The 24,685-nt window shown below is 74.2% G+C and carries 27 protein-coding genes; 15 read left to right on the top strand and 12 right to left on the bottom strand.

The window, feature by feature from the left end; all coding sequences use genetic code 11:
* Nucleotides 1-67: 67 nt before the first annotated feature.
* Together QWJ41_RS07215 and QWJ41_RS07210 are read right to left on the bottom strand one after the other, a co-directional pair.
* Nucleotides 68-919, bottom strand: a complete 852-nt coding sequence (locus tag QWJ41_RS07215; RefSeq protein WP_302706853.1) for an MBL fold metallo-hydrolase — start codon at nucleotides 917-919, stop codon at nucleotides 68-70.
* Between the two features lie 4 nt (nucleotides 920-923).
* Nucleotides 924-1,613 carry a hypothetical protein gene (locus tag QWJ41_RS07210; protein ID WP_302706852.1) on the bottom strand — a complete coding sequence of 230 codons (690 nt, stop codon included), beginning with the start codon at nucleotides 1,611-1,613 and terminating at the stop codon, nucleotides 924-926.
* A gap of 160 nt (nucleotides 1,614-1,773) precedes the next feature.
* Here QWJ41_RS07210 and hrcA point away from each other — a divergent pair, with 160 nt between their 5' ends.
* The 5 genes from hrcA (at nucleotide 1,774) to QWJ41_RS07185 (ending at nucleotide 6,616) form a co-directional block, all read left to right on the top strand.
* Nucleotides 1,774-2,808: a heat-inducible transcriptional repressor HrcA gene (gene hrcA / locus QWJ41_RS07205; protein ID WP_302706850.1), complete on the top strand. Its 1,035-nt coding sequence runs from the start codon at nucleotides 1,774-1,776 to the stop codon at nucleotides 2,806-2,808.
* Nucleotides 2,809-2,889: 81 nt separating this feature from the next.
* A complete protein-coding gene (gene dnaJ / locus QWJ41_RS07200) occupies nucleotides 2,890-4,071 on the top strand; it encodes a molecular chaperone DnaJ (RefSeq protein ID WP_302706848.1) in 1,182 nt (393 codons plus the stop codon).
* A gap of 7 nt (nucleotides 4,072-4,078) precedes the next feature.
* Nucleotides 4,079-4,819 carry a 16S rRNA (uracil(1498)-N(3))-methyltransferase gene (locus tag QWJ41_RS07195; RefSeq protein WP_302706847.1) on the top strand — a complete coding sequence of 247 codons (741 nt, stop codon included), beginning with the start codon at nucleotides 4,079-4,081 and terminating at the stop codon, nucleotides 4,817-4,819.
* A 100-nt stretch (nucleotides 4,820-4,919) separates the two neighbouring features.
* Nucleotides 4,920-6,488 (top strand): sodium-dependent transporter, encoded by a 1,569-nt coding sequence (locus QWJ41_RS07190; RefSeq protein WP_302706845.1) that lies wholly within the window; start codon nucleotides 4,920-4,922, stop codon nucleotides 6,486-6,488.
* Nucleotides 6,485-6,616 carry a methionine/alanine import family NSS transporter small subunit gene (locus QWJ41_RS07185; RefSeq protein WP_302706843.1) on the top strand — a complete coding sequence of 44 codons (132 nt, stop codon included), beginning with the start codon at nucleotides 6,485-6,487 and terminating at the stop codon, nucleotides 6,614-6,616. Before QWJ41_RS07190 ends, QWJ41_RS07185 begins: the two co-directional genes overlap by 4 nt.
* Before the next feature lie 35 nt (nucleotides 6,617-6,651).
* Here QWJ41_RS07185 and QWJ41_RS07180 read toward each other — a convergent pair whose 3' ends face one another.
* Genes QWJ41_RS07180 through QWJ41_RS07170 form a run of 3 tightly spaced genes read right to left on the bottom strand, consistent with a single transcriptional unit; the run spans nucleotide 6,652 to nucleotide 9,262 of the window.
* Complete coding sequence (locus QWJ41_RS07180) at nucleotides 6,652-7,674, bottom strand: Gmad2 immunoglobulin-like domain-containing protein (protein WP_302706841.1); 1,023 nt, start codon at nucleotides 7,672-7,674, stop codon at nucleotides 6,652-6,654.
* On the bottom strand, nucleotides 7,671-8,735 hold the full coding sequence (locus QWJ41_RS07175) for a Gmad2 immunoglobulin-like domain-containing protein (protein WP_302706840.1): 1,065 nt from the start codon (nucleotides 8,733-8,735) through the stop codon (nucleotides 7,671-7,673). The genes QWJ41_RS07180 and QWJ41_RS07175 overlap by 4 nt, the downstream gene beginning before the upstream one ends.
* Complete coding sequence (locus tag QWJ41_RS07170) at nucleotides 8,732-9,262, bottom strand: SigE family RNA polymerase sigma factor (protein ID WP_302706838.1); 531 nt, start codon at nucleotides 9,260-9,262, stop codon at nucleotides 8,732-8,734. Before QWJ41_RS07170 ends, QWJ41_RS07175 begins: the two co-directional genes overlap by 4 nt.
* Before the next feature lie 126 nt (nucleotides 9,263-9,388).
* Between QWJ41_RS07170 and QWJ41_RS07165 the strand changes: the two genes are divergently transcribed.
* A complete protein-coding gene (locus QWJ41_RS07165) occupies nucleotides 9,389-9,727 on the top strand; it encodes a histidine triad nucleotide-binding protein (RefSeq protein ID WP_302706836.1) in 339 nt (112 codons plus the stop codon).
* Nucleotides 9,724-10,974, top strand: coding sequence for a hypothetical protein (locus tag QWJ41_RS07160; RefSeq protein ID WP_302706834.1), 1,251 nt, complete (start codon nucleotides 9,724-9,726; stop codon nucleotides 10,972-10,974). Before QWJ41_RS07165 ends, QWJ41_RS07160 begins: the two co-directional genes overlap by 4 nt.
* A 13-nt stretch (nucleotides 10,975-10,987) precedes the next feature.
* On the opposite strand, the gene QWJ41_RS07155 is transcribed toward QWJ41_RS07160, so the two are convergent.
* Nucleotides 10,988-11,263 carry a hypothetical protein gene (locus QWJ41_RS07155; protein ID WP_302706832.1) on the bottom strand — a complete coding sequence of 92 codons (276 nt, stop codon included), beginning with the start codon at nucleotides 11,261-11,263 and terminating at the stop codon, nucleotides 10,988-10,990.
* Between the two features lie 117 nt (nucleotides 11,264-11,380).
* Here QWJ41_RS07155 and QWJ41_RS07150 point away from each other — a divergent pair, with 117 nt between their 5' ends.
* Genes QWJ41_RS07150 through QWJ41_RS07135 form a run of 4 tightly spaced genes read left to right on the top strand, consistent with a single transcriptional unit; the run spans nucleotide 11,381 to nucleotide 14,605 of the window.
* Entirely contained in the window at nucleotides 11,381-12,421 is a 1,041-nt protein-coding gene (locus QWJ41_RS07150; protein WP_439117310.1) for a PhoH family protein, read from the top strand.
* Nucleotides 12,418-12,876, top strand: a complete 459-nt coding sequence (gene ybeY, locus QWJ41_RS07145) for an rRNA maturation RNase YbeY (protein ID WP_193667387.1) — start codon at nucleotides 12,418-12,420, stop codon at nucleotides 12,874-12,876. The genes QWJ41_RS07150 and ybeY overlap by 4 nt, the downstream gene beginning before the upstream one ends.
* On the top strand, nucleotides 12,873-14,228 hold the full coding sequence (locus QWJ41_RS07140) for a hemolysin family protein (RefSeq protein WP_302706829.1): 1,356 nt from the start codon (nucleotides 12,873-12,875) through the stop codon (nucleotides 14,226-14,228). Before ybeY ends, QWJ41_RS07140 begins: the two co-directional genes overlap by 4 nt.
* Nucleotides 14,225-14,605 (top strand): cytidine deaminase-like protein, encoded by a 381-nt coding sequence (locus tag QWJ41_RS07135; protein WP_302706828.1) that lies wholly within the window; start codon nucleotides 14,225-14,227, stop codon nucleotides 14,603-14,605. The genes QWJ41_RS07140 and QWJ41_RS07135 overlap by 4 nt, the downstream gene beginning before the upstream one ends.
* Nucleotides 14,606-14,785: 180 nt before the next feature.
* Here the strand turns inward: QWJ41_RS07135 and idi are convergent, their stop codons facing one another.
* From idi to QWJ41_RS07105, 6 genes are read right to left on the bottom strand one after another with little or no spacing between them, the layout of a single operon-like run.
* Complete coding sequence (gene idi / locus QWJ41_RS07130) at nucleotides 14,786-15,379, bottom strand: isopentenyl-diphosphate Delta-isomerase (protein WP_302706826.1); 594 nt, start codon at nucleotides 15,377-15,379, stop codon at nucleotides 14,786-14,788.
* On the bottom strand, nucleotides 15,376-16,398 hold the full coding sequence (locus QWJ41_RS07125) for an FAD-dependent monooxygenase (protein WP_302706824.1): 1,023 nt from the start codon (nucleotides 16,396-16,398) through the stop codon (nucleotides 15,376-15,378). Before QWJ41_RS07125 ends, idi begins: the two co-directional genes overlap by 4 nt.
* Entirely contained in the window at nucleotides 16,391-16,981 is a 591-nt protein-coding gene (locus tag QWJ41_RS07120) for an isoprenylcysteine carboxyl methyltransferase family protein (RefSeq protein WP_302706823.1), read from the bottom strand. The genes QWJ41_RS07125 and QWJ41_RS07120 overlap by 8 nt, the downstream gene beginning before the upstream one ends.
* The gene (locus QWJ41_RS07115) at nucleotides 16,969-18,042 is read right to left on the bottom strand and encodes a type III polyketide synthase (protein WP_302706822.1); all 1,074 of its coding nucleotides are present in this window, start codon (nucleotides 18,040-18,042) and stop codon (nucleotides 16,969-16,971) included. Before QWJ41_RS07115 ends, QWJ41_RS07120 begins: the two co-directional genes overlap by 13 nt.
* Nucleotides 18,043-18,100: 58 nt before the next feature.
* Nucleotides 18,101-19,294, bottom strand: coding sequence for an NAD(P)/FAD-dependent oxidoreductase (locus QWJ41_RS07110; RefSeq protein WP_302706821.1), 1,194 nt, complete (start codon nucleotides 19,292-19,294; stop codon nucleotides 18,101-18,103).
* Nucleotides 19,291-20,091, bottom strand: a complete 801-nt coding sequence (locus QWJ41_RS07105; protein ID WP_302706820.1) for a UbiA family prenyltransferase — start codon at nucleotides 20,089-20,091, stop codon at nucleotides 19,291-19,293. The genes QWJ41_RS07110 and QWJ41_RS07105 overlap by 4 nt, the downstream gene beginning before the upstream one ends.
* A 92-nt stretch (nucleotides 20,092-20,183) precedes the next feature.
* Here QWJ41_RS07105 and QWJ41_RS07100 point away from each other — a divergent pair, with 92 nt between their 5' ends.
* The 4 genes from QWJ41_RS07100 to era are packed head-to-tail and all read left to right on the top strand — an operon-like array spanning nucleotide 20,184 to nucleotide 24,520.
* Nucleotides 20,184-21,542 (top strand): FAD-binding oxidoreductase, encoded by a 1,359-nt coding sequence (locus QWJ41_RS07100; RefSeq protein ID WP_302706818.1) that lies wholly within the window; start codon nucleotides 20,184-20,186, stop codon nucleotides 21,540-21,542.
* The gene (locus QWJ41_RS07095; RefSeq protein ID WP_336623280.1) at nucleotides 21,539-22,810 is read left to right on the top strand and encodes a class I SAM-dependent methyltransferase; all 1,272 of its coding nucleotides are present in this window, start codon (nucleotides 21,539-21,541) and stop codon (nucleotides 22,808-22,810) included. The genes QWJ41_RS07100 and QWJ41_RS07095 overlap by 4 nt, the downstream gene beginning before the upstream one ends.
* A gap of 13 nt (nucleotides 22,811-22,823) precedes the next feature.
* Entirely contained in the window at nucleotides 22,824-23,597 is a 774-nt protein-coding gene (locus QWJ41_RS07090) for a siderophore-interacting protein (protein ID WP_302706816.1), read from the top strand.
* Entirely contained in the window at nucleotides 23,594-24,520 is a 927-nt protein-coding gene (gene era, locus QWJ41_RS07085; protein ID WP_302706814.1) for a GTPase Era, read from the top strand. The genes QWJ41_RS07090 and era overlap by 4 nt, the downstream gene beginning before the upstream one ends.
* Nucleotides 24,521-24,685 lie beyond the last annotated feature (165 nt).

Raw genomic sequence — 24,685 nt, 5'->3', positions numbered from 1 at the left:
CCTCGCCCACCCGGCCCGGACTTCGCGCTGACCCGGCCCGAACCTCGCGCCGAGCCGGCCCGGACCGTCAGATCAGGGGGAGACGCTTCTGGCTGCGGGGCAGCTGCTCGTAGCCGCGGCGCACGGCCGTCTCGAGGTGGCGGGGATCCCAGGGCCACTCGCCGGTCGCGAGCGCCTCGTCGACGGGGACCCCGCGCCCGGCCAGGTCGCGGATGGTCTCGGCGACGATGCCGAGCTCGTTGCGTTGCACCTCGACGAAGTCGCGGTCCACCACCGCCCCGTGCCCGGGCACGACCGTGCTGGCGCCGGTGGTCAGGCCCAGCACGATGTCGAGCGAGAGCGGCCACTGCATCGGGAAGCTGTCGGCGCCCAGCGCGGGCGGGCCCGACTCCTCGACCAGGTCGCCGGCCAGCAGCACCTGGGCGTCGGGCACCAGCACCACCAGGTCGCCGGCGGTGTGCGCCGGGCCGGGGTGGACCAGCTCAAGGACCCGGTCGCCGAGGTCGAGCACGGTGGCCGAGGAGAAGGTGTGGTCGGGCAGCACCACCTCGGTGGCCAGCACCTCCTCGCGGCGCGGGTCGTCGGCGCCGCTCGCCCAGGTGGCGGCGGTGTCGGCGGGGCTCGTCGCGCTGAGCGATGCCACCGCGTCCTCGTGGGCGTGGATCGGCACCCCGGGATCGGCCTCGCGGAAGGCGATGTTGCCGAAGGCGTGGTCGAAGTGCGCGTGGGTGTTGACCACGGCCACGACCTCGCCGGCGCCCAGGCGGCGTACGTCGTCGAGCACGCGCCGCCCCGCGGCTGCGGAGCCGTGCGTGTCGACCACGACCAGCCCCCGGTCGCCGGCGACGACGCTGACGTTGACGTCGTACCACTCGTGCCGGGCCACCCACACCCGGTCGGCGACCTCGGAGAAGACCATGGTCTCACCCTAGGGGCGCGGCGATGCCCTCCCGCAGGAGCCTGCCCAGCTCGGCGGTGCTGGCCGCGCGGCGGGGGAAGCGCAGCCGCACCTGGTGGGCCCCGCCGGGGTCGACCCACTCGAGGCCGACCCCGCGCGCGTCGAGGTCGCGCAGCCGCACCGCGACCACGTCGTCGAGCGGGGTGCCGGTGGAGGCGGCCACGCTGCGGCGCAGGTCGAGGTGGTGGTGCTCCTCGAGGTGCTCCAGGCTGCGCTGCAGGTGGCCCCGGTTGAGCTGGTGGGCAGGGGAGAGGTAGTCGCCGAGCGGCAGCTGGTGGCGGTGGCCGGCCAGGGTGACCAGCGCCGCGGCCGGGTCGAGGGTCACCACGAGGTGCTCGTCGGCGCACGAGCCGCAGGTGGTCGTCTCGAGCGGGCCCAGCCTGCCAGCGAGCACCAGGGCGTCGCCCGCACCGCCGCGCACCGCGCTGCCCACCCGCAGCCGGGCCACCGAGCGCGCGGCGGCGGCCCGGGCCAGCGGCGACCCGACCTCGCAGGTCAGGGTCGGGCGACCGCCCGCCTCGCCGAGCACCGCGTCGTCGATCGCCAGCGGGAGCCGGTCGACCTCGAGGTCGGCAGCGGCAGGACAGGCCAGGATGCTGCGGGCCGCGGCGGCGACGGCGTACGACGCGGGGCCGGGGAGCGAGGAGAGGTCCATGCAGGTAAGGCAAGCCTAACCTTGCTCCGAGGTCAAGAGGTGAGCGGTCCGCGCGGGCCTTGTAGGATTGGCACTCCGTGGCGACGAGTGCCAACCTCGTCGTGCGCGAAGACGCCAGCCTGACCCGGGCTGGCCAGGCTGACGAGGTGGAGGAGGCGACGTGCAGGAGGACCGCAGGCTCGCCGTGCTCCGCGCCATCGTGGAGGACTACGTGCACACCGAGGAGCCCGTGGGCTCCAAGGCGCTCGTGGAGCGGCACGGGCTCGGCGTCTCGCCGGCCACGGTGCGCAACGACATGGCCGTGCTCGAGGACGAGGGCTACATCACCCAGCCGCACACCAGCGCCGGGCGGGTGCCCACCGACAAGGGCTACCGGATGTTCGTGGACCGGCTCACCACGGTGAAGCCGCTCAGCTCGGCCGAGAAGCGCGCGATCTCGAGCTTCCTCGACGGCGCCGTCGACCTCGACGACGTCGTGCAGCGCTCGGTGCGCCTGCTCTCGCAGCTGACCCGCCAGGTCGCGGTGGTGCAGTACCCCACGCTGTCGCGCTCCACGGTGCGCCACGTCGAGATCGTCGCCCTCGCCCCGCGCCGGCTGCTCGTGGTGCTGATCCTCAGCACCGGGCGGGTCGAGCAGCGGCTCGTCGAGCTGGCCACCGACCTCACCGACGACGCCCTGGCCGACCTGCGCCAGCAGGTGCTGCGCGCAGTGACCGGCCAGACCATCGCCGAGGCGATGACGGCGCTGCGGGCGCTGCCGCCGGCTGCCGCCGACCCGGCCCGCCCCGACGCGGCCACCGCCAGCGCCCCGGTGGTCGAGGTGCTGCTCGACGCCCTGAGCGACGACCGCTCCGACCACCGCATCGCGGTCGGCGGCGCCGCCAACCTCGCCCGCTACGGCGACTCCTTCGACTCGGCGGTGCGGCCCCTCCTCGAGGCCCTCGAGGAGCACGTCGTGCTGCTCAAGCTGCTCGGCGAGGCCGGCACCGGCGGGCTGGTGACCGTGCGGATCGGCGCCGAGGGGCCCTACGAGGAGCTCGCCTCGACCAGCGTCGTCTCCACCGGCTACGGCCCGCCCGACGAGTCGTTGGCCACGCTGGGCATCGTCGGTCCGACCCGCATGGACTACCCCGGCACGATGGCTGCGGTGCGAGCCGTGGCCCGCTACGTCTCCCGCATCCTCGACGAGGCCTGAGCGTCCTCGCCGCCCCCGCAGCACCAGCACCGCACCCACCCAGCACGCACCAGCACCCAGTCAAGACCTGTTAGGAACATGGTGAGCCAGGACCTCTACGACACCCTCGGCGTCTCGCAGGACGCCGACGCCGACGCCATCAAGAAGGCGTACCGCAAGCTCGCGCGCCAGTACCACCCCGACGTCAACCCCGACCCTGCCTCCAAGGAGAAGTTCGGGGAGGTCTCGCGGGCCTACGAGGTGCTCTCCGACCCGCAGAAGCGGGCGGCCTACGACCGCGGCGGCGACCCGTTCGGCGGTGCCGGGGCCGGTGGTTTCGGCCAGGGTGCCGGGTTTTCCTTCACCGACATCATGGATGCCTTCTTCGGAGGCAGCGGTCAGGGCGGTGGCCAGGGCCGTGGTCCGCGTCCGCGCGTACGCCGCGGCCAGGATGCGCTGATCCGCCTCGAGATCGACCTCGCCGAGGCCGCCTTCGGCGTCGCCCGCGAGATCAAGGTCGACACCGCGGTCAGCTGCACCACCTGCGGCGGCGACGGCGCCGCCCCGGGCAGCCACCCGGTGCCCTGCGAGACCTGTCGCGGGCAGGGCGAGGTCGCCCACGTGCAGCGCTCCTTCCTCGGCGAGATCCGCACGCTGCGCCCCTGCGCGGCCTGCCGCGGCTTCGGCACGGTCATCCCCGAGCCCTGCCGCGAGTGCTCCGGCGACGGGCGGGTGCGCTCGCGCCGCGCGCTGACGGTCAAGATCCCCGCGGGCGTCGACACCGGCACCCGCGTGCAGCTGGCCGAGGAGGGCGAGGTCGGTCCGGGCGGCGGGCCTGCCGGCGACCTCTACGTCGAGATCCACGTCGCACCCCACGACGTCTTCACCCGCCAGGGCAACGACCTGCACTGCACGGTCACCGTGCCGATGACCGCCGCCGCCCTGGGCACCACGCTGACGATCCCGACCCTCGAGGCCGACGTGGCCTCCGAGGACAGCGACCCCGAGCTCGAGACGTCCTTCGAGCTCGAGGTGCGCCCGGGGACCCAGTCGGGCATGGAGCAGGTGCTGCGCGGGCGCGGTGTCCCCGGCCTGCGGGGCGGTCGCGGCGACCTCGTCGTGACCGTGGCCGTCGAGACGCCCGGGCGCCTCGACGCCCGCCAGGAGGAGCTGCTACGCGAGCTCGCCGCCCTGCGCGGCGAGGAGGCCCCCGACGGGCAGGTCCGCCCGGGCGGCGCGAAGTCGGTCTTCGGCCGCCTGCGCGACGCCTTCAACGCGCACTGAGCCGTCGATGACGCTCCCCGTCCACCTCGTGCCGAGCCTGGAGTCGGCCACGGCCGGCTCCGCGGTCACCGTCGAGGGCGACGAGGCCCACCACGCCGTCGCCGTACGCCGCCTGCGCGTGGGCGAGCAGGTCGTGCTCACCGACGGCCGCGGCCGCTCGGTGGTGGGCGAGGTGACCTCGACCGGCAAGCGGGTCTTCGACGTCGAGGTCGTCAGCGCCGACCGGGTGCCTGAGCCGGCCCCGGCGCTGACGGTGGTGCAGGCGCTGCCCAAGGGCGACCGGGGCGAGCTGGCCGTCGAGGTGCTGACCGAGGTCGGGGTGGCCCGGGTCGTGCCGTGGGCGGCTTCGCGCTCGGTGGCGGTCTGGAAGGGCGAGCGGGCCGCCAAGTCGCTGGCCCGCTGGCGCTCCACGGCGCGCGAGGCGGCCAAGCAGGCCCGTCGGTCGTGGCACCCCGAGGTCGACGCGCTGGCCGGCACCGCTGAGGTGGCCGAGCTGCTGCGCGGCGCCGACCTGGCGGTGGTGCTGCACGAGGACGCGACCGAGCCGCTGTCGGGCGTCGACGTGCCGCCCAGCGGCCACGTCGTGGTCGTGGTGGGCCCCGAGGGCGGCGTCTCGCCCGACGAGCTGGCCGCGTTCACCCAGGCCGGTGCGCGCGTCGTACGCCTGGGCGAGGAGGTGCTGCGCACCTCGACCGCCGGGGTGGTGGCCTGCGCCGCGCTGCTGGCGCGCACCTCGCGCTGGTCCTGACGACCCGGTTCTCGGCCGGGGGCGGGCGGTCCTAGGGTGTGGGTGTCGTCGGTCACGTCGTGACGGGCGAGGCACCTGTCACCACGTCCTGGGAGGTCTGATGAGCGCGTCCACCGCCGTCGAGGAGGAGAAGCGCCGCGGCGCGTTCTCGTCGCGCCGGGTCTTCATCCTGGCCGCCATCGGCTCGGCCGTCGGACTGGGCAACATCTGGCGCTTCCCCTACGTCGCCTACGAGAACGGCGGCGGGGCCTTCGTCATCCCCTACCTGGTCGCGCTGCTGACCGCCGGCATCCCGTTCCTGCTGCTCGACTACGGCATCGGCCACAAGTTCCGCGGCTCGCCGCCGCTGTCGTTCGCGCGGATGCGCCGCGGCGCCGAGGGACTGGGGTGGTGGCAGGTCGGCATCTGCGCGGTCATCGCCATCTACTACGCCGCGGTGCTCGCGTGGGCGGTGCGCTACGCGTTCTTCTCCTTCACCAAGGCGTGGGGTGCCGATCCGGCCGGCTTCTTCATCGGTGAGTTCCTGCAGGTCAGCGATCCCGGTGTGACCGCCGAGCCGGTCGCCGGCGTGATGGTGCCGCTCGTGGTGATGTGGGCGCTGGTCATCGCGATGCTGGCCCTGGGCGTGCAGAAGGGCGTCGGTGCCACCGCGATGGTCTTCATCCCGGTGCTGGTGCTGAGCTTCGGCGCGCTGGTGGTCGTCTCGCTCTTCCTGCCCGGGGCCGGCAGCGGCCTCGACGCGCTGTTCACCCCCAGCTGGAGCGCGCTGGCAGAGCCCACGGTGTGGGCCGCGGCGTTCGGGCAGATCTTCTTCTCGCTGTCGATCGGCTTCGGCATCATGATCACCTACGCCTCCTACGTGCACCGCCACACCGACATGCCCGGCTCCGGGCTGGTCGTCGGCTTCTCCAACTCCGGCTTCGAGCTGCTGGCCGGCATCGGCGTCTTCGCCGCCCTCGGGTTCATGGCCCAGGACACCGGGCAACCGGTCGGCGAGGTCGCCGGCGGAGGAGGCGTCGGTCTCGCGTTCATCGCCTTCCCGGCGATCATCAACGAGGCCCCGGCCGGCGCGCTGATCGGTGTGCTCTTCTTCGTCTCGCTGGTGCTGGCCGGCATCACCTCGCTGATCTCCATCACCGAGGTGGTCATCTCCGCGGTGCGCGACAAGTTCGAGATCGGCCGGGTCGCAGCCACCCTGGTGGTGGCGCTGCCGATGGCCACCGTGAGCGTGCTCTTCCTGGGCACCACCAGCGGCCTGCACGTGCTCGACATCGTCGACCACTTCATCAACCAGTTCGGCATCCTGCTGGTCGCGGTGGTCTCGATGGTCGTCGTCGTGTGGGGCCTGCGGGCGCTGCCCCAGCTGGCCGCCCACCTCAACGACCACAGCTCGGTGCACGTCGGGCTGTGGTGGCGCGCGCTGATCGGGGTGGTGACACCGATCGCGCTGGGCTACGTGCTCGTCGACGCGTTCGTCACCGACGTGCAGACGCCGTACGGCGACCCCGAGGCGCCGTACCCGACCTGGATGCTGGCCGTCTTCGGCTGGGGGTCGGCGGGGGCCGTGGTCGTCATCGGCTTCGTGCTGGCGCGGCTGCGCTGGCGCTCGGCGACGGCGCTGGACGGCGCGACCTACGACACCGACGCGAGCAAGGAGGTGCAGCGATGAGCACGACGGCGATCGTGATGATGGTCGTGGCGATGCTGGTGATCTGGGGCGGGCTCGCCCTGGCGATCCTCAACCTCACCAGGTCGGCCGAGACCCCGACGTCCCGCGAGGTCCACCGCGACCTGTAGTCGCGGCGGCCCCGCGGCGGCGTACGGGCCCCGGCTCAGCCGACGCTGATGACCTTGGTGTCCTCGAACGGCCCGGGGCCCTCGCCGCCGGACGGGTCGTCGGTCATGGCGGCGAAGGTGTACTCGCCGGGGGCGAGGCCGGAGACGTCGACCTCGCTCTGCCACGGGTAGAGGCGGTCCATCCAGCCCTCGGCGGTGCTGAAGCCGTCGAGCACGACGGTGCCTGAGGAGTCGCGGACCTCCCACGGCACGGTGGCCTCGAAGGAGGACGCCACCCCGCTGGCGGTGAAGGTGCCCGAGACCTCGGCGCCGGACTCGGGGCTGGTGACGCTGACCAGCGCGAGCACGTCGAGCTGGTCGACGTTGGCCACGCCGCCGTCGGTGTCGATGCCGAACATCGGCACCGCCGGCCCGCCGGGCTCGCCGACGACCTGCACCGGCGCCCGGCTCTGCAGGGCGCCCTGCACGGTGTAGACCAGCGCCTGCACCGCCAGCTCGGCCTGCTTGCGCGACATGTCGGCGGGGCGGTCGGCCCAGCGGTCGTCGGGCACCTGGGCGATGATCAGCCCGGCCTGCTCGTCGAGGCGGACCGAGGAGAAGCTGCCGTCGACCGGGAACGCGGCCCGGTAGTCGGGGTCGGCGGGCACCCCGGCCGCGACCATGTCGGCGGCGCCGAGCGCCGGGTCGCCGCTGACCCTGCGGAACTCGCGGTAGAGGCGCGGGCCCATCGGGCTGTCGCCGACGTAGTAGACCGGCACGGTGCTGGTCTCGCCCGGGTCGGGCTCGGTGGTCACGCTCGGGCTCTCGGCGGGCTCGTCGCTGGTGGTGGGCTCGCTGGGCCCGGTGCTGCCGGGGCTGCTGGTGCTGCCGGCGGGGGCCGGGTCGTCGGCGCGGTCGCTGCCGTCGTCGCCGCACCCCGCGAGCACGCCCAGCGCCAGGGCGGTGACGGCCGCCCCGGCCAGGGTGCGGTGCAGCGGGCCGCGGCGGCTGCGGCTGGTCTGCTGGCTGGTCTGCTGGCTGGTCTGCTGGCTGGTCATGGTGCTCTCCCTCGTGCTCACGGGACCACGATGGTCCGTGTGTCGGTCATCGGCCCGCCCGACTCGCCGTCGGAGGGGTCACTGGTCATGGCCACGAACGTGTAACGGCCCGGCTCGAGGCCCGAGACGTCGACCTCGGCCTCCCACGGGTAGAGACGCCCCATCCAGCCCTCGGCGGTGCTGAAGCCGTCGAGCACCACCGCGCCGGTGGCGTCGCGGACCTCCCACGGCACGGTCGCCTCGAACGACGAGGCGCGACCCCGTGCGGTGAAGGTGCCCTCGACCTGCTCGCCCTCGGCCGGGTCGCTGATGCTGACCAGGGCCAGCACGTCGAGGTCCTCGCCCTGGGCCAGCGGCTCCGCGACGGGTACGCCGAGGAGCTGGTCGGTGCGCTGGCCGTCGAGCAGCAGCTGCACCGGGGCCGCCGAGCCGACGGCGGCCTGCGCGGTGCGCACCACCTGCTCCACGGCCAGCGCGGCCTCGGCCGGGTCGAGGCCGCCCGGCCGCAGTCGCAGGTCGCCCGCGAGGTCGACCGTGACGAGCTCGGCGTCTCCGGTGGCTCCGACCAGGGTGGCGCCGGTGCCGGCCCAGGGGGAGCGGTAGTCGGGGTCGTCGGAGTCGCCCTCCACCGCGGCCCTGACCGCGGGGGCCAGCGGCACGGAGCCGTCGCCGGGCAGGGCCCGGAACTCCCGGTAGAGCCGGGGGCCGCGCGGGGTGTCGCCCACGTAGTAGACGGCGGCGGTGACGGTCTCGGCCACCGGCGGCGCCGGGGTGGTCGGCGTCGTCGGCGACGGGTCGGTGGTCGGCGAGGTGCTCGCTGTGGGGGTCGCGGAGGGCTGCTCGGCCGGGTCGGGCGCCGACGTCGGGGTGGTGCCGGGGCCGAGCACCGCGACGGCGGTCACGGCCGCGGCCGCGGCCAGCGCCGCGCCGCCGGCGTACCACCAGCGGCGCTGCGCGGCCGGGCTGCTCGTGCGGGACCGGATCTCGTCGAGCCGGTCGGCGGGCTCGACGTCGTCGACCGCCTCGCCCAGCAGGCGCGCCAGGTCGGTGTCGCGGTCGGTGTCGCGGTCGTGGGTGCTCATGAGGGCTCCTCGAGGTACGACGCGAGCAGCTCGCGCAGGCGGGCGGAGCCGCGGGAGGCGTGGCTCTTCACGGCGCCGCGGCTGATGCCCAGCGCGTCGGCGATCTCGGCCTCGGACAGGTCCAGGTAGTGCCGCAGGGCCAGCACCTCGCGCTGCCGCTCGGGCAGCGCCCGCATCGCGTCGAGGACGGCCGCGCGGCGGTCGGCGACCAGGCTGCGCTCGTCGGCGGGGGCCGCGGTGGTCGGCGGCGGCTGGCTGGCGAGGTGGCGCTGGACGACGGCGCGGTGGCGCAGGGCCGAGCGGGAGCGGTTGACCACGCTCTGGCGCAGGTAGGCCAGTGCCTTGGCCGGGTCGCGGATGCGGTCCCAGCGCCCGTGGACGGCCACGAAGGCGTCCTGCACGACCTCCTCGGCGGCGCCGACGTCGCGCAGCAGGAGGACCGAGAGCCGCACCAGCTCGCGCCAGTGCGCGGCGTACAGCTGCTCGAGCGCCTCGTCGGCGCTCCAGCGCGCGGGCTCGTCGCTCACGGCGCCGGGGCGTCGTGGGGGAGCGCTCGCATGGGTGGTCACGCTAGTGCGACGCCCGAGGGGCCCTGGGGGTTTACCGCGGCGCGGCAACGGATTTGTGGGACGATGCGTGGCGGGAGGCAACAAGTGAGCGACTGTCTGTTCTGCAAGATCGTCGCGGGGGAGGTCCCCGGCGACGTCGTGCACGTCACCGAGGGCACCGTCGCGTTCCGCGACGTCGCGCCGCAGGCGCCGACGCACGTGCTGGTGGTGCCGCGCACGCACTACGCGAACGCCGCCGAGCTGGCTGCCGGCGACCCCGCGGTGATGAGCGAGCTCGTCACCGCGGCCGCGGCCGTGGCGGCCGCGGAGGGCCACGACGACTACCGGCTGGTGCTCAACACCGGTGAGGGTGCGGGCCAGTCGGTCTTCCACACCCACCTGCACGTGCTGGCGGGCCGGCCGATGACGTGGCCGCCCGGATGAGCGGTCCGACCGCCGGCCGGGTCGGCGTACGCCGCCTGGTCGTGCTCGCCCTGACCGGCCTGCTCGCCGTGGCCGGGGTCGTGGCCGGCGTGGCCGTGCTCGGCACCGACGACCGTCGCGACGGCGACCCGGCCAGCGTGCTCTCGCCGGTCGACCCGCCCGAGGTCGTCGCCGAGCAGCTCTCGTCGCTGCCGCCCGGCAAGGAGCTGCCGCTGCGCCGCGGGGAGCGGCGGATGAGCCTGGAGATGACCGAGGAGTACACGCCCTCGGCCCCCGGCGGTGCCGGCACCGACGACTACCGCTGCTTCCTGCTCGACCCCGGCCTCGACGAGGACGTGTGGCTGACCGGCAGCCAGGTGGTGCCCGGCAACCCCGAGGTCGTGCACCACGTGATCCTCTTCCGCGTCGAGCCCGACCAGGTCGAGGCAGCGCGGGCCCTCGACCACAAGACCGTCGACCCCGGCTGGACCTGCTTCGGCGGCAGCGGCGTCGAGGGGGCTGCGGCCGACATCTCCGACGCCAGCTGGCTGGCGGCGTGGGCGCCCGGCGGCGACGAGACCCAGCTGCGCGACGGCCACGGCATCCGCCTCGAGGCCGGCACCCAGGTGGTCATGCAGGTGCACTACAACCTGCTGCGCGGGCAGTCGGCCGACCGGTCGTCGACCCGGCTGCGCTGGATGCCCGGCAGCCGCGACCTGACCCCGCTGCACACCTACCTGATGCCGGCCCCGGTCGAGCTGCCCTGCCGGGCCGCGCGCTCCGACGGCCCGCTCTGCGAGCGCGACGCGGCGATGGTCGACCTGCGCCAGCGCTTCGGGGCGGCCGCCTCGACCGCCGACGTGCTGCACCTGCTGTGCGGCGAGGGCCAGGGACCCTCCGAGACCACCACCTGCACCCGCCGGGTCAGCCAACCGATGACGGTGCTGGGCGCGGCCGGTCACATGCACCTGCTGGGCCGCGAGATCTCGGTCGTGGCCAACGCCGGCACGCCCGAGGAGCGCACGCTGCTCGACATCGACCAGTGGGACTTCGACGACCAGGGCTCCAAGCCGGTCGAGCCGCTGCGCCTCGAGGCGGGGGAGACCCTGACCGTGACCTGCACCCACCGGCAGTGGCTGCGCGACAAGCTGCCCGCCTTCGCCGGCCAGGAGGAGCGCTACGTGCTCTGGGGCGAGGGCTCCACCGACGAGATGTGCCTGGGCACCCTCCAGGTCGCCTACGACGGCGAGCCCACCGGCTCGCTGTGACCCGGGCGACGGCTCAGAAGAGGTAGGCGAGCCGCATCACGGCGAAGACCACCGGCAGCCCGAAGACGACCAGCAGCGCCCACGCGGTCCAGTAGTGCACGCGCTTGGCGGGGTCGAGCCGGCCCCCGAAGTCGAGCAGCGCGCCCTCGACGGTGTGGTGGGTCAGCCCCATCGCCCGCGCGTGCTGCGGCATCGTCTCGCCGGGGAACCAGTAGGGCGCCGAGTCGTCGTCGTGCGCGTCGGGGTCCTCGTCGTCCCACTCGCGCAGGTCGTGCTCGCCCCCGGCCATGGTTCCAGCCTACGTCGGGACCGTCTTTACTGAGTGGGTGCTGCTCGGGGCCACGCCGTAGCATGGGAGGCGCTCGACCCACCGTCCCCGCGACAGAGAGGCGCCCTCCGGGCATCCATGTCCCACTCCGATGACCGCAGCACCCCCGCCGAGAGCCCCGCCAGCGGAGCACGCAGCCACCACACGGTCGTGGTGCCCAACAGCATCGACATGGTCAGCCTGCTGGGGCCCGGCGACGAGCACCTCGCCATGATCGAGAAGGCCTTCGACGCCGCCGTGCACGTGCGCGGCAACCGGATCACCCTCGAGGGCGACCCCGGTGAGATCGCGCTGGCCCAGCGGCTGCTCGACGAGCTCGTCACCATCATCCGCACCGGTCAGGGCATCAGCACCGAGACCGTCGAGCGGGTGCTGACGATGCTGCGCACCGAGACCACCGAGCGCCCCGCCGACGTGCTGAGCCTCAACATCCTCTCCAACCGGGGCCGCTCGATCCGCCCCAAGACGCTGAACCAGAAGAAGTACGTCGAGTCGATCGACAAGCACACCATCACCTTCGGCATCGGCCCGGCGGGCACCGGCAAGACCTACCTCGGCATGGCCAAGGCGGTGCAGGCGCTGCAGTCGAAGCAGGTCAACCGGATCATCCTGACCCGCCCGGCGGTCGAGGCCGGCGAGCGCCTGGGCTTCCTGCCCGGCACCCTCAGCGAGAAGATCGACCCCTACCTGCGCCCGCTCTACGACGCGCTGCACGACATGATCGACCCCGAGACGATCCCCAAGCTGCTGGCCGCCGGCACCATCGAGGTGGCCCCGCTGGCCTACATGCGCGGGCGCTCGCTCAACGACTCCTTCATCATCCTCGACGAGGCGCAGAACACCACGCCCGAGCAGATGAAGATGTTCCTGACCCGCCTGGGCTTCGGCTCCAAGATCGTCGTCACCGGCGACATCACCCAGACCGACCTGCCCGGCGGCACCCGCTCGGGCCTGCGGGTGGTGGAGGAGATCCTCGACGGCGTCGAGGACATCGGCTTCAACCGCCTGACCAGCAGCGACGTCGTGCGGCACCGGCTCGTGGGCCGCATCGTCGCGGCGTACGACGACTTCGACGCGCGCGCCGAGCGCGCCCGGCCCGTGCAGGGGAACCGACCATGAGCATCGAGGTCCTCGACGAGTCCGGCCAGCAGGTCGACGTACGTCGCCTCTCCACCCTGAGCCGGTTCGTGATGGACCGGATGCACGTGCACCCGCAGGCCGAGCTGTGCATCAAGGCCGTCGACGAGGCCACGATCGCCGAGCTCAACGAGCAGTGGATGGACAAGGAGGGCCCCACCGACGTGCTGGCCTTCCCGATGGACGAGCTGCGGCCCGGCCTGGTCGACGAGGAGCCCGAGGAGGGCGTGCTCGGCGACCTGGTGCTGTGCCCCGAGATCGCGCGGCGCCAGGGCGAGAGCGCCGGGCACGGCACCGTGGCCGAGATCGAGCTGCTCACCGTGCACGGCATCCTGCACCTGCTCGGCTACGACCACGCCGAGCCGGAGGAGCACCGCGAGATGTTCGGCCTGCAGGACGAGCTCCTGGCCGCGTGGCGCGCCACTGACGACGCATGAGCGGCGGTGACGTCGGGCTGCTGGTGACGGCGGCCGCGCTGGTCGTGCTCGCCGGGATCTTCTCGGCCGCCGACGCCGCGCTGGCCTCGTTCTCCCACGCCCGGGCCGGCGAGCTGCTCGCCGAGGGACGCGCCGGCGCCAAGCGGCTGATCGGGCTCCTCGACGACCTGCCCCGCTACCTCAACACCGCGCTGCTGCTGCGGATGGCCGCCGAGGTCTCCGCGATCGTGCTGGTCGCCCTGCAGGTCGACGAGCTGATGCAGGGCGCGTGGTGGGCCAGCGTGCTGACCGCCATCGCGGTGATGCTGCTGGTCTCCTTCGTCGTCGTCGGGGTCGCCCCGCGCACGATGGGCCGCCAGCACGCCGAGACCGTCGCCCTGCTCTCGGCCGGGCCGCTGAGCCTGGTCACGCGGGTCCTCGGCCCGATCCCGCAGGTGCTGATCAGGCTGGGCAACGCGCTGACGCCCGGCAAGGGCTTCCGGGAGGGCCCGTTCTCGACCGAGTCCGAGCTGCGCGAGCTCGTCGACCTGGCCGAGGCCTCCTCGCTCATCGAGAGCGAGGAGCGCCGGATGATCCACTCGGTCTTCGAGCTCGGCGACACCACCGCCCGCGAGGTGATGGTGCCCCGCAACGACGTCGTCTACGTCGAGAAGCACAAGAACCTGCGCCAGAGCCTCTCGCTGTTCCTGCGCAGCGGCTACTCGCGGCTGCCGGTGGTCGACGAGAACCTCGACGACATCGTCGGGATGGCCTACCTCAAGGACATCGTGCGCCGCGACTTCGAGGCGCCCGACGCCGAGTTCACCGAGCGCATCGAGTCGGTGATGCGCCCCGTGCACTGGGTGCCGGAGTCGAAGGCGGTCGACGGGCTGCTCAAGGAGATGCAGGCCCGGCGCCAGCACATCGCGGTCGTCGTCGACGAGTACGGCGGCACCGCCGGCCTGGTCACCATCGAGGACATCCTCGAGGAGATCGTCGGCGAGATCACCGACGAGTACGACGAGGACGAGATCGAGGTCGAGCACCTCGCCGAGGGCGTCGTGCGGGTCTCCTCGCGCTTCCCCGTCGACGACCTCGAGGAGATCTTCGGCGACGACGTCGAGGAGGAGGACGTCGACTCCGTCGGCGGGCTGATGGCCAAGCACCTCGGCCTGGTGCCGATCCCCGGCTCCTCGGTCGAGGCCCACGGGCTGCGCTTCGTGGCCGAGGACAGCGCCGGACGCCGCAACAAGATCGTCACCGTGCTCATCTCGCGCCTCGAGCCGGTGCACGACAGCGACGACGAAGAGGACCGCCCCGACAACCGTCGCGACGACAGCCGCGACCACCGAGAGGACGACGAGGACCAGTGAGCACCCCCGCCGAGGACCCCGCCGAGGGCCCCGCCCCCGACGCGCTGGCCGCCGAGGACAAGAAGCTGGTCACCCTCGCCCGCTCCACCCGGGCCCGCACCCGCGCCGCCGAGGGGGCCGCGGTGCGCGACGCCGACGGGCGCACCTACGCCGCTGCCACCGTCGACCTGCCCTCCCTGCAGGTCTCCGCGCTCGGGGTCTGCGTCGCCATGGCGGTCGCCTCGGGCGCCACGGGGCTCGAGGCCGCCGTCGTGCTCACCGACGCCGCGGCGGTGACGCCGCGCGACCTCGACGCGCTGCGCGACCTCGGCGGCAGCGGCGTACCGGTGCACCGCGGGGACGCCAAGGGCGCCCTCGCCGGCACCACCCGCACCTGACCCGGCCCGAATCTCCCGCCGACCCGGCCTGAACTTCCCGCCGACCCGGCCTGAACTTCCCGCCGACCCGGCCTGAACTTCCTGCGCCGCGGTGCGCCGCCGGGTCGCTGTGCTCCGACGGTCGATCTGCGCCGGGTCGAGGCGAAGTTTGGGCCGGGTCGAGGCGAAGTAGGGGCCGGGTCAGCTCGGGCGGGCGGCGGGTGGGAGCTCGTCGAGGGGGCGGCCCGGGGCGCTGAGCGGGTCCTCCGGCAGCGCCTCGACCTGCAGGCGGCACCACGGGCTGACGTCGCGGGTGCCGTCGAGGACGCCGCTGCGGAAGTCTGCCCAGGACTCCCAGACCACCTCCTCGACCTCGGCCGGGTCGAGGCGCGGCTCGGTGGAGGTGGTCGCGACGAGCACCGGGCACAGCTCGTGCTCGACGACACCGTCCATCTCGGCGCGGTAGCCGAAGCCGGGCAGCAGCACCCGCAGGTCGTCGAGCTCGAGGCCTAGCTCCTCGTGCACCCGGCGACGTACGCCGTCGAGGAACGCCTCGCCGGGGGCCGGGTGGCCGCAGGCGGAGTTGGTCCACAGCCCGGGGAAGGTGCGCTTGCTCAGCGCCCGCCTGCTCAGCAGGATCCGGCCGTCGTGGTCGAAGACGTAGCAGGAGAACGCCAGGTGCAAGGGAGTGTCGGCGTGGTGCACGCCGGCCTTGTCGGCGACCCCGACCGCGTGCCCGGCCTCGTCGAGCAGCACCACCTGCTCCCGGGCCGGCTCCGCCACCGACCCGCTCATGCCGGCCTCGCCAGCTGGTTGACGGCCGCGCCGAAGACCCAGGGCACCCGGTCGGCCGCGGCGACCAGGCGCCGGCGCACCGCCTGGTGCCGGGTGGCGGTGACCAGGCCGAGGGTGAGCAGCTCGTGGCGGCGCCGCAGGCGGCGCGAGGTGGCGTCGTAGCCCTCGGGAGCGTCGGCGACCACGGCCGCGACCGCGGCAGCGGCCTCGGCCAGCCCGAGCGCGATGCCCTCGCCGGTGAGCGCGTCGACGTAGCCCGCGGCGTCGCCGACGAGCAGCACCCGTCCGGCGACCCGGTGCCGCGCCTGCTGGCGCAGCGGCCCGGCGCCCATCACGCGGGTCCGTTCGACGTCCGCCACCCGCTCGCGCAGCCCGGTGAAGCCCTCGAGCAGCGCGGCGTAGGGCTCGCGGCGCCCGCTCAGCACCGCCAGGCCGACGAGGTCGGGGGCCACCGGGGTCACGTAGGCCTCGGCGTGCGGCGCCCAGTGCACCTCGACGAAGTCGCTCCACGGCGCGACCCGCAGGTGGCAGCGCTGGCCGTAGCGCCGAGCGCCGCGCACCGGTGCGTCGAGGCCGAGCAGCCGGCGCACGGGGGAGTGCAGCCCGTCCGCGGCGAGCAGGTAGCGGGTCGCCCGGCCGTCGACGAGCAGGTGCGAGCCGTGGTCGACCACCGAGCGCACGGCCTCGTGGCGCACCTCGACACCCGACTCGGCAAGGCGGCGCGACAACCCCGCGTGCAACGTCGTACGCCGCACGCCGCGGCCCGGCCCGGCCCGGAAGCGCGCGTCGGCGCTGCGCTGCCCGTCGCGGTAGCGGATGCCGGCCAGGTCGATGCCCTCGACCTCGACGCCGAGGTCGGCCAGGCGCGCGAGCGCCCCCGGCATCAGCCCCTCGCCGCAGGCCTTGTCGACGACCCCGGCCCGGGGCTCGACGACCACGACGTCGAGCCCGGCGCGGCGCGCGTGCAGCGCGGCGGCCAGCCCCACCGGCCCACCGCCGGCGACCACCAGGTCATGCACGTCGCGCCTCGGGATCGAACGGCCCGGGCTCGAGCGGTCCGGGCTCGGGCGGTCCTGCGGGTGCCGGCGGCAGCGTGGCCAGCGCGGCGTCCTCGACCCGCAACCGCACGGTCAGCAGCGCCGCGTTGGCGACGGTGAAGACCAGCGCGGTGATCCACGACAGGTGCAGCAGCGGCAGCGCGGCACCCTCGACGACGACGGCGACGTAGTTGGGGTGGGAGAAGAAGCGGTAGGGCCCACCGGTGACCGGGGGCAGCCCCGGCACGATGATGACCCGGGTGTTCCAGCGCGGCCCGAGGGTGGCGATGCACCACCAGCGCAGCGCCTGGGAGGCCACGACCAGCACCAGCATCGAGGCGGCCAGCGCCAGCGGCACGTCGGGGCGCACGACGTAGGCCTCGACGAGCATCGCGACCAGCAGCCCCGAGTGCAGCACGACCATCACGGGGTAGTGGCCCTGCCCGGTCTCGACACCGCCGCGGGCGAAGGACCAGGCGGCGTTGCGCTTGGACACCACGAGCTCGGCCAGCCGCTCGAGCGCGACCAGGGCGACGACGACGGTGAAGAAGGTCAGCGAGGCCACGCGACCCCACCCTCCGCGCGCAGCAGCACGAGCTCGGAGCAGAAGCCCGGGCCCATCGCCATCATCAGCCCGTAGGAGCCGGGCCGGGGCGGCTTGTCGCGCAGGGTGTCCTCGAGCACGTGCAGCACCGAGGCCGACGACAGGTTGCCCACCCGGTCGAGCGACTCCCAGGTCAGCCGCACGTCCTCGTGCTCGAGCTCGAGCGCCTCCTGCAGCGCCTCGATCACCTTGGGCCCGCCGGGGTGGCAGACCCACCACTCGACGTCGGCGCGGGTCAGGTCGTGGGAGGCCAGGAACCCGTCGACGTCCTCGCGGATGTAGCGCCCGACGATCTGGGGCACCGCGGCGTCGAGCACGATCCGCAGCCCGCCGCTGGTGACGTCGAAGCCCATCGTGCGCTCGGAGTCGGGGTAGAGCCGGCTGCGGGTGTCGAGCACCCGGGCGGCGCCCGGCTCGCCGGCCTCGCCGCGGGCCACCACGGCCGCGGCGCCATCGCCGAACAGCCCGCTGGCCACCAGGTTGGGCACCGACACGTCGTCGCGCTGCACGGTCAGCGAGCACAGCTCGACCGCGACCAGCACCGCCACCTGGTCGGGGTGGCCCACCAGGTAGTCGTGCAGCCGCGCCACGCCGGCCGCGCCGGCCACGCAGCCCAGACCCACGATCGGCACCCGCTTCACGTCGGGGCGCATGCCGGTGGCGCTGGCGATCCGCGCGTCCAGGGAGGGGATCGCCAGCCCGGTCACGGTCGCCGAGACGACCAGGTCGACGTCGCTGGGCGTCAGGTCGGCCGCCTTGAGCGCCTCCTCGACGGCGCGCGAGCCGAGCGCGACCGCCTCGCTGATGAAGTGGTCGTTGGCCTCGGTGAAGCCGCGGAGCTCGCCGTACGCCTCCAGCGGCAGCGCGAGGTGGCGCTGGCTGACCCCGGCGTTGCGGTGGAAGCGGCGCAGCACCCGCTCGTCGAGCCGGCCCTGCGCGATCACGTCGGCGAAGGCCGCGGTGATCTCGTCCTGGGTGTGGGTGTGCTCGGGTAGCGTGCCGCGGACAGCGAGGATCTGCATGGTGGGGTCCCCAGTCAGGTGGTGGTCAGGTGGTGGTCAGGTGGTGGTCAGGTGGTGGTCAGGTGGTGGTCAGGTGGTGGTCGGACGGCGGAGTCGTGGGTGGAGCCGGGCGGGACGGTCCGGTGAGCAGGCCGCCCAGCAGACCCAGGCCCAGGCGCGGACCGATCCGGCCGCCGCCCAGGCCGATCTCGACGAGGTCGTCGAAGACGCGCTGGTCGCGGGCCGCGGCGCCGATGCCGGCGTCGACGACCCGCGGGTGCCGCGAGAGCCGGGCCGCGGCCCAGGTGTGGCGCAGGTGGCGTCCGAGCAGCGCCCGCACCTCCCGCCCGTACGCCGCCCCCGCGGCCGCCGGCTCGTCCGCGGCCAGGGCGCGCGCCGCGGCCCGGCCGGCCAGCGCGCCGGTGGCGACCGCGTAGTAGATGCCCTCGCCGGTCATCGGGTTGACCAGCCCGGCCGCGTCGCCGGCGAGCAGCACCGGGCCGTCGGGGTGGCGCCAGCCCAGCCCCGAGAGCGGCAGGTGGTGCCCGCGCCAGGCGGTCCCGCCGTCGGTGGCGCCGGGCAGCAGCTCCTCGAGCTGCTCGAGCAGCAGCGCCCGGCTCGGCGGATCGGCGCCGCCGACCAGCTCGCCGTACCCGACGTTGGCCAGGCCGTCGCCCCGGTCGAAGGACCAGGCGTAGGAGGGCTGGCGGCGCTCGCCGTAGCGGATCACCTGCAGGCCGCGGCGACCCGGCGGTGTCGGTGCGTAGCCGCGCAGCGCCAGGGCCCGGGGCGCGGTCGGGTCGAGACCGGTGCCGGCGCGCACCGCCGAGTGCACCCCGTCGGCGCCGACGACCACGCGGGCCCGCAGGTGGTCGAGGTCCACCCCGTCGCCGGTGGCGTGCACCTCGCGCACCCGGTGGCTCACGAGGTCGGCCCCGCGCTCGACGGCGCGCTCGGCGAGGCGGGCGTCGAGGACCTCGCGGGGGATGACGTGCACCTCGCGGCGCATCCGGCCCGCGACCTCGCGCGAGCCGCGGGAGAGGGTCAGGTGGCGCAACGGGCGCCAGCCCTCGACCACGTCGGCGGCCCCCAGCGGGCGCAGCACGTCGAGCACGTGGGGCGCGATGCCGTCGCCGCAGCACTTGTCACGGGGCAGGTCGGCGCGGTCGACGAGCAGCACCCGCAGGTGGGGGGAGTGCGCCAGGGCCGCGAGCGCGGCGGCCGAGCCCGCGGGCCCGGCGCCGACGACGACCAGGTCGTGGGAGTCGCTCATCCGGCCACCACCAGCAGCGCCACGTCGACCAGGGCGATGCCCACCGCAGCGCGGAACGAGTCCCGTCCGCCGCGCACCAGCGCCAGCCCCGCCAGCGCCGCCACCAGCAGCGCCCCGGCGCCCAGCGCCCAGCGCGGCAGGCCCGGAGCGCCGAGGGCGATCACCACGCTGGCGGCCACCAGCACCGCGACCGCCGCGACCGGCAGCAGCCGCGGACCCAGACGGTGCGGCAGCCCGCGCACGCCGGTGGCCGCGTCGTCGCCGAGGTCGGGCAGCACGTTCGTCAGGTGCGCGCCCACGCCCAGCAGCGCGCCGGCCGCGACCCCCCACAGCGGGGGAGCATCGGGCCCGGCGAGCCACACGAAGGCCGGCAGCCCGCCGAAGGCCACCGCGTAGGGCAGCCACGACAGCGCCGTGGCCTTGAGACCGAGGTTGTAGGCCCAGCCGGAGGCGACCAGCAGCAGGTGCGCCAGGCCCGCGGGCAGGCCCGCGGCCAGCGAGAGCACCACCGTGGCCACCAGCGCCGCGCCACAGCACCAGCGCACCAGCCGCTCCGAGAGCTCCCCGGTGGCCAGGGGCTTGTCGGTGCGACCGACCGCGCGGTCGCGGCGTACGTCGACGAGGTCGTTGCTCCAGCCGATGGAGAGCTGGCCGGTCAGCACCGCCGCCACCACGAGCACGGCGCGCCCGCCCCCGACGCCCGCCGGCACGGTGAGCAGGGCCGCGAGCGCGGTCACGGCCAGGGTCGGGCCCAGGTGGGCCGACCCGAGCAGGGCGCGCATGCCTCGCCACGTCACGGGCCCTGTCTACCGTGCCCCGGGTCGCACTGCCCCACCCGGACGGCCGAAGTGCCCGGCGCCGGGGGCCCGGGAGGAGTAACTTGGAGGAGGTGGGCAGCATCGGCTGGGACGAGCACGAGCGGGCGGTGGCGCGGCTGCGGGCGTCGTACGACGCGATCCCGGCGGGCGCGCCGGTGCGGCTGGCCAAGCGCACCTCGAACCTCTTCCGCCCCAGGGCGGAGCCCACGGGCCCCGGGCTCGACGTCACCGGCCTGACCGGCGTGATCGAGGTCGACCCCGCCACGGGCACCGCCGAGGTGCAGGGCATGTGCACCTACGAGGACCTCGTGAGCGCCACGCTGGCCCACTCGCTGGTGCCGCTGGTGGTGCCGCAGCTGCGCACGATCACCCTCGGCGGCGCCGTGACCGGCCTGGGCGTGGAGTCGACGAGCTTCCGCAGCGGCCTGCCGCACGAGTCGGTGCTCGAGATGGACGTGCTGACCGGCGCCGGCGAGGTCGTCACCACCCGCCCCGGCGACGCGCTCTTCGACGCCTTCCCCAACTCCTACGGCTCGCTGGGCTACGCCACCCGGCTGCGCATCGGGCTCGAGCCGGTCCCCGGCCACGTGCGGCTGCGCCACGTGCGGTTCGACGACCCGGCCCGGCTGGTGGCGGCCATCGACGAGATCACCGCGACGCGGGAGTGGGAGGGCACCCGGGTCGACGGCCTCGACGGCGTCTCCTTCGAGCCCGGCGAGCACGTCCTGACCCTGGCCACCTGGACCGAGCCCACCGACGCGCCGACCTCCGACTACACCGGGCAGCAGGTCTACTACCGCTCGGTCCGCGAGCGCGGCGAGGACCTGCTCACCATGGAGGACTACCTCTGGCGCTGGGACACCGACTGGTTCTGGTGCTCGGCTGCGTTCGGGGCCCAGCACCCGCTGGTGCGCCGGCTGTGGCCGCGCCGCTGGCGCCGCTCCGACGTCTACCACCGCCTCGTCGGCCTCGACGCCCGCCTCGGGCTCGTCGACCGGCTCGACCGGCGCGCGGGCCGCCCGCAGCGCGAGCGGGTCGTCCAGGACGTCGAGGTGCCGCTGGCCCGGCTGCCCGAGTTCCTCGCGTGGTTCGACGAGCACGTGGGGATGCGACCGGTGTGGCTGTGCCCGCTGGTCGCCCACCGCGACTGGCCGACCTACCCGCTGGCGCCGCACCGGGTCTACGTCAACGTCGGCTTCTGGGGCACCGTGCACGTCGGCCCCGACGCGCCCGAGGGCCCGACCAACCGCGCCATCGAGGAGCAGGTGCACGCGCTGGGCGGGCACAAGTCGCTCTACTCCGAGGCGTTCTACGACCGCGCGACCTTCGACCGGCTCTACGACGGCGAGCGGCTGGGCGCCGTCAAGAGCCTCCACGACCCCGACGACCGGCTCACCTCGCTCTACGACAAGGCGGTGCGACGACAGTGACCTCCACCATCCCCATCGGCGACGCGGTGGCCTCCCTGATGCGCGACGGGATGCCCGTGCGCTTCGAGGCGTACGACGGGTCCGCGGCCGGCCCCACCGAGGCCGCGATCACCCTGCGGCTGCTCGACCAGCGCGGGCTGGCCTACCTGCTCACCGCGCCCGGCGACCTGGGCATGGCCCGGGCCTACGTCAGCGGCGACCTGGAGATCGACGGGGTGCACCCCGGCGACCCGTACGAGGCGATGACGCTGCTGCAGAACCACCTGCGCTTCCGCACCCCCTCGATCGGCGAGGCCGTGACCCTGCTGCGCGGCCTCGGGCTGGCCAACCTCAAGCCGCCGCCGCCCCCGCCGCAGGAGCACCTGCCGCGCTGGCGCCGCGTGGTCGAGGGCGTGCGGCACTCGCTCGACCGCGACGCCGGGGTCATCTCGCACCACTACGACGTCTCCAACACCTTCTACCGCCACGTGCTGGGGCCCTCGATGGCCTACACCTGCGCGGTCTACCCCGACGCCGACGCCGGCCTCGAGGAGGCCCAGGCCGAGAAGTTCGACCTGGTCTGCCGCAAGCTCGGGCTGCGACCCGGGATGCGCCTGCTCGACCTCGGCTGCGGCTGGGGCGGGATGGTGCGGCACGCGACGCAGCACTACGGCGTGCAGGCGCTGGGCGTGACCCTGAGCCGCGAGCAGGCGGCGTACGCACGCGAGGCGTTCGAGGCCGACGGGCTCGCCCACCTGGCCGAGGTGCGCCACAGCGACTACCGCGCGGTGCGCGAGACCGGCTTCGACGCGATCAGCTCGATCGGGCTGATGGAGCACGTCGGGGTGAAGAACTACCCGGCGTACTTCGGGTTCGTGCGCGACCACCTGCGCGAGGGCGGGCGGCTGCTCAACCACTGCATCACCCGCCCCGACAACACCCCGCGCGAGACCGGCGCCTTCATCGACCGCTACGTCTTCCCCGACGGGGAGCTCATCGGCTCGGGCACGATCATCACCCACGCCCAGGACGCCGGGCTCGAGGTCGTGCACGAGGAGAACCTGCGCCGCCACTACGCGATGACCCTGCGCGACTGGTGCGCCAACCTGGTGGAGCACTGGGACGAGTGCGTCGCCGAGGTCGGCGACGGCACCGCGCGGGTGTGGGGCCTCTACATGGCCGGCTCGCGGCTGGGCTTCGAGCGCAACGAGATCCAGCTGCACCAGGTCCTGGCCGTGCACACCGGCCCCGACGGCGACGACGGATTCCCGCTGCGTCCCTCGTGGTGAGTAGCCTCGGCGGGTGAGCACGCGAGCGATGACCTTCGAGGCCGAGGTGCTGGGCCGCGAACGGATCACCGACCACCTGCTGCGGCTGCGGCTCGGCGGCGAGGGCCTGGGCGGCTTCGCCAGCACCGGGGTGCCCGACGAGTGGGTCGGCCTCGTGGTGCCCGGGCAGTTCCAGAGCCGCTACTACACGGTGCGCTCCTTCACCGGCGGCGAGCTGGTGCTCGACGTGGTCGTCCACGACGTCGGCCTGGTCACCGAGTGGGCCCAGCTGCCCGACGTGGTGGGCCAGCGGGTCGTGGTCACCGAGCCGAAGGGCTCCTTCACCCTGCCCGAGGGCGCGCGCTGGCTGATGCTGGTCGGCGACCTGACCGCGATGCCCGCCATGGCGCGCATCAGCGAGGAGGTCGACCTGCCGACCCGGGTGTGGGCCGAGGTCCCCGAGCGGGTGCCCGGCTACCTGCCCGACGGCAGCGACGTGACCTGGCTGGCCCAGCCCGGCGACGGCGAGTCGTCGCTGGCCGAGGTGGTCGGCGACCTGGTCTGGCCCGAGGGTGAGGGCTACTTCTGGATGGCGGGGGAGTCGGCTCAGATGCGGGCCATCCGCAAGCACCTGATGCGCGAGCGCCGGCTGCCCAGCACGGCGTACGACGTCATGGGCTACTGGCGCGGTGGCGCCCAGCGCCAGCCCAGGGCGGTCGACCCGGGGCCCATCTGGCGCGCCGGCAAGGCCGCCGGCAAGTCCGACGAGGAGATCTGGGCCGACTACGACGCAGCGAGGGAACGATGAGCAGCACACCGGAGCACAGGAGCGGGTTCGCCTCGTTCGTCGGACGGCCCAACGCGGGGAAGTCGACGCTGACCAACGCGCTGGTCGGCTCGAAGGTGGTCATCACCTCCTCGAAGCCGCAGACGACCCGCACGGTGGTGCGCGGCATCGTGCACCGCCCCGACGCCCAGCTGATCCTGGTCGACACCCCCGGCCTGCACCGGCCCCGCACGCTGCTAGGCGAGCGGCTCAACGACCTGGTCAAGACCACGCTGGCCGAGGTCGACGTGGTCGCGGTCTGCTTCCCAGCCAACGAGAAGGTCGGGCCGGGTGACCGGTTCATCGTCTCGGAGATGGCCAAGATCAAGCGCACCACCAAGGTCGCCATCGCCACCAAGACCGACCTGGCCACCCCCGAGCAGATCGGCCAGCACCTGCTCGACATCCAGGCCCTCGGCGCCGACCTCGGCATCGAGTGGGCCGAGATCGTGCCGGTCTCGGCGCAGGCGGGCGACCAGGTCTCGCTGCTCGAGGACCTGCTGGTGGGGCTGCTGCCCGAGGGCCCGCAGCTCTACCCCGACGGCGAACTCAGCGACGCCCCCGAGGAGGCGATCGTCGCCGAGCTGGTGCGCGAGGCCGCCCTCGAGGGCGTGCGCGACGAGCTGCCGCACTCCATCGCCGTTGTCGTCGACGAGATGGGCCTGCGCGAGGGGCGTGACGAGGACAAGCCGCTGCTCGACATCTACGCCGTCGTCTACGTCGAGCGCGACTCCCAGAAGGGGATCATGATCGGCCGGAAGGGCGCGCGGCTGCGCAAGGTCGGCACCGACGCCCGGGTCCAGATCGAGGCGCTGCTGGGCACCCCGGTCTACCTCGACCTGCGCGTCAAGATCGCCAAGGACTGGCAGCGCGACCCCCGCCAGCTGCGCAAGCTCGGCTTCTAGCCGACCCGGCCCCAACTTCCCGCCGACCCGGCCTGAACTTCCCGCCGACCCGGCCTGAACTTCCCGCCGACCCGGCCTGAATCTCCCATGGTCGGTTTGGGCCGACTGGGTGCGAAGTTCGGGCCGGGTCAGGGAGAGATTCGGGCCGGGTCAGGGTGAAGTTTG

It is taken from the genome of Nocardioides cremeus, from assembly GCF_030518195.1.
In the GTDB taxonomy this organism is placed as follows: Bacteria; Actinomycetota; Actinomycetes; order Propionibacteriales; family Nocardioidaceae; genus Nocardioides; species Nocardioides cremeus.
Note: the sequence above shows the minus strand (reverse complement) of the source record. Positions and strands in the feature narration are given on the sequence as shown.